This is a genomic window from Pseudoalteromonas sp. A601, from assembly GCF_002165575.1.
Taxonomy (GTDB): domain Bacteria; phylum Pseudomonadota; class Gammaproteobacteria; order Enterobacterales; family Alteromonadaceae; genus Pseudoalteromonas.
In genome coordinates this window covers 1-2,711 of the sequence record NZ_MXQF01000069.1, presented here as the reverse complement: position 1 = coordinate 2,711, position 2,711 = coordinate 1, and the positions used below count along the sequence as shown (strand labels likewise).

2 protein-coding genes are annotated in these 2,711 nt (G+C 41.1%); both read right to left on the bottom strand.

Going from position 1 to position 2,711, the window contains the following annotated elements; all coding sequences use genetic code 11:
- Window positions 1–1,945 (bottom strand): acyl-CoA dehydrogenase (locus B5G52_RS21625; RefSeq protein WP_087534698.1); only part of this gene is annotated, 1,945 nt, incomplete at its 3' end.
- A gap of 221 nt (window positions 1,946–2,166) precedes the next feature.
- Window positions 2,167–2,628 (bottom strand): Cys-tRNA(Pro) deacylase, encoded by a 462-nt coding sequence (gene ybaK / locus B5G52_RS21620; RefSeq protein ID WP_087534697.1) that lies wholly within the window; start codon window positions 2,626–2,628, stop codon window positions 2,167–2,169.
- Window positions 2,629–2,711: the final 83 nt, after the last annotated feature.

Genomic DNA, 2,711 nt, shown 5'->3' with positions numbered 1-2,711 from the left:
TAACCAAATGCGTAATTTGCTTTTTAAACGCCGTATCTAATTGTGCTTGTTTAGCTAATTCACGAATTAAATCATCACTGATTTTTGGCATTTTAGTCGAGTAGTTCATGGTAATGAAACGCATGAACTTACGAGTACCACTTGCAGGGAAGTTATCTAAAAACTTATGTAGTGCTTCTTCTGCGCTTTGTAGAGCAAAACGAGTCGCGTAGTGGAAGTAAGGCGCTGCTTGCTCACGCTCGCTGTTTGCTACTTTTTGCTCGTAATACTTAATTGAGGCCATTGCAGCATATAAGAAGCTCATTACGTCGCCTAAACGTGCAGAAAGCATTTCAGCTTGCTTAAGCTTACCGCCCAGTACTAATAACGAAAAGTCAGCGTATACAGCAAGTTTAGCTGATAATTTCTGCGCTGCTTTTTCGTATTCGCGCACTTCTGGTAGCTTAGACTCTGCGCCTGCGGTGAATGGTAATACACCTAATCGAAATGCACGTAAGCTGTTAGCTACACTGTAACCCACTGTTTTACGTAAAATGCTGTTAAATTCTTTATCTGCATTTTTGTCTTCGCTGTGGATAGACTCAACCATAGATTGCAAATATGGGTGACAACGCATAACACCTTGACCAAAGATCATCAGGTTACGAGTAAGAATGTTCGCACCTTCTACCGTAATGGCAATAGGCTGTGCTACATAACCACTGGCTAGTGTATTTTGCGGTCCATTTTGAATCGCTTTACCTGCTTGAATATCCATTGCTGAATCAAGCACATCGCGGCCAATTTCAGTCATGTGGTATTTTGCAATTGCGGTAACAACTGATGGTTTTAAGCCCATGCCCAAACCTTCGGTAGTTAATACGCGCATTGCTTCTTGAAGGTATGTTTTACCCGCAATATCAGCGAGTTTTTCTTGAATACCTTCAAATTGGCCAATGGATAAACCAAATTGCTCACGGACAGCGGCGTACTCTGATGCCCCTTTAAATGCCACCTGTGATGAACTCACACCCAGTGCAGGTAATGAAATACCACGACCAGCACCTAAACAGCTAACCAACATTTGCCAACCACGACCGATGTTCTTTTGTCCACCGATGATGAAATCCATTGGTACAAATACTTTGTTACCACGTGTTGTACCGTTGTAAAAACGAATACCCATAGGATCATGACGATTACCAAGTTCAACACCAGGGTGCTCTTTTGGAATAAGCGCACAGGTAATACCTAAGTTTTCTTTGCCACCAAGTAAACCCTCAGGATCGACAACCTTAAAGGCTAAACCAAGCACTGTGGCAATCGGTGCAAGGGTGATATAGCGCTTGTCCCACGTGATCTCAAGACCAAGTACTTCTTCGCCATTGTGCATGCCTTTAGTCACTACGCCGATATCAGGAATACCGCCAGCATCTGAGCCTGCTTCAGGGCTAGTCAATGCAAAACATGGAATATCACGACCATTGGCTAAGCGCGGTAAATAATGTGCTTGTTGCTCTTGTGTACCAAAGTGCAGTAATAATTCACCCGGCCCTAATGAGTTAGGCACCATCACCGTTACTGCAACTGCTGAGCTCTTAGTCGCAATGGTTGCAACAATTGTTGAGTTTGCATACGGGCTGAACTCTAAGCCACCAAATGACTTTGGAATAATCAACGAGAAAAAACGTTCTTTTTTCAAAAACTCTAGGATGTAGTCAGGTAAATGAACACCGCTTTGTATTTCAGTATCGTCGATCATTCCCAATAGTTCTTGTAATGGGCCGTCGATAAATGCTTGTTCGTCAGCGCTTAATGTTGCTGCAGGCACTGCACGTAATGCACTGAAGTCAGGTTTACCTTGATAGATAGACCCTTCTAACCACACATCACCGGCATCAAGTGCCTCTTGTTCTGTGATTGAAATACTTGGTAAAACTTTTTTTAATTTTGTACGTAAGCTCATAATGGACTCATCCGACCAGATAGTAATATCTACATTACGTCATAAAATGAGCAAGAGATCAATTGGTCCAACCAGTTTTTTTAACATTATTTTCAATTATTTTTTAATAAAGTAGCTAAGCCATTGAATAAAAACAGCTTACACATGTACGCTGAATTTCGGATATTCCGGCTTTTTGCGGCCTCACTGATAGGCAAAAAGATGAATGAGTGATTTAAAGATTAAAAATCAGCAAGCTGAGCATTACACTGTGAAATTAAATCCTGTGGGCTGAGCGCTATTTCCAACCCCCGCTTGCCGGCACTGACATAGATAACATCAAATAGTATTGCGCTTTTATGTACAAAGGTGGGCAAGCGTTTTTTTTGTGACAGCGGACTTACGCCTCCCAAAATATAACCTGTGCTTTTTTGTACTTTTTGCGGATCAGCCATGTGGACTTTTTTAGTACCGCAGACCTGAGCTAATTGCTTTAAATTAACTTGTTGTACCACAGGTGTAATTGCCACTATCAGTGCGTTTTCTGCAGTTTCTAGCACTAATGTTTTAAATACCTGGGCCGAATTTAAATTAAGCTTTTCAACCGCTTCATAACCAAACTGAGTATTTTTTGGATCGTGCTCATAACTTAAAACAGTAAAGGAAATATTCAATTTTTCGAGCAGTAAAATAGCTGGTGTCATACCCTGTTCCTTTTGGTTACCTATTTAATTCAGACTTCTACTAAAATTACATATCCTAGATTCGGATAATAAGTGCAATTTCT

Bases quoted from the DNA above. Each gene is read 5' to 3' on its own strand.
- ybaK (WP_087534697.1), bottom strand. From the start codon at position 2,628: ATGACACCAGCTATTTTACTGCTCGAAAAATTGAATATTTCCTTTACT.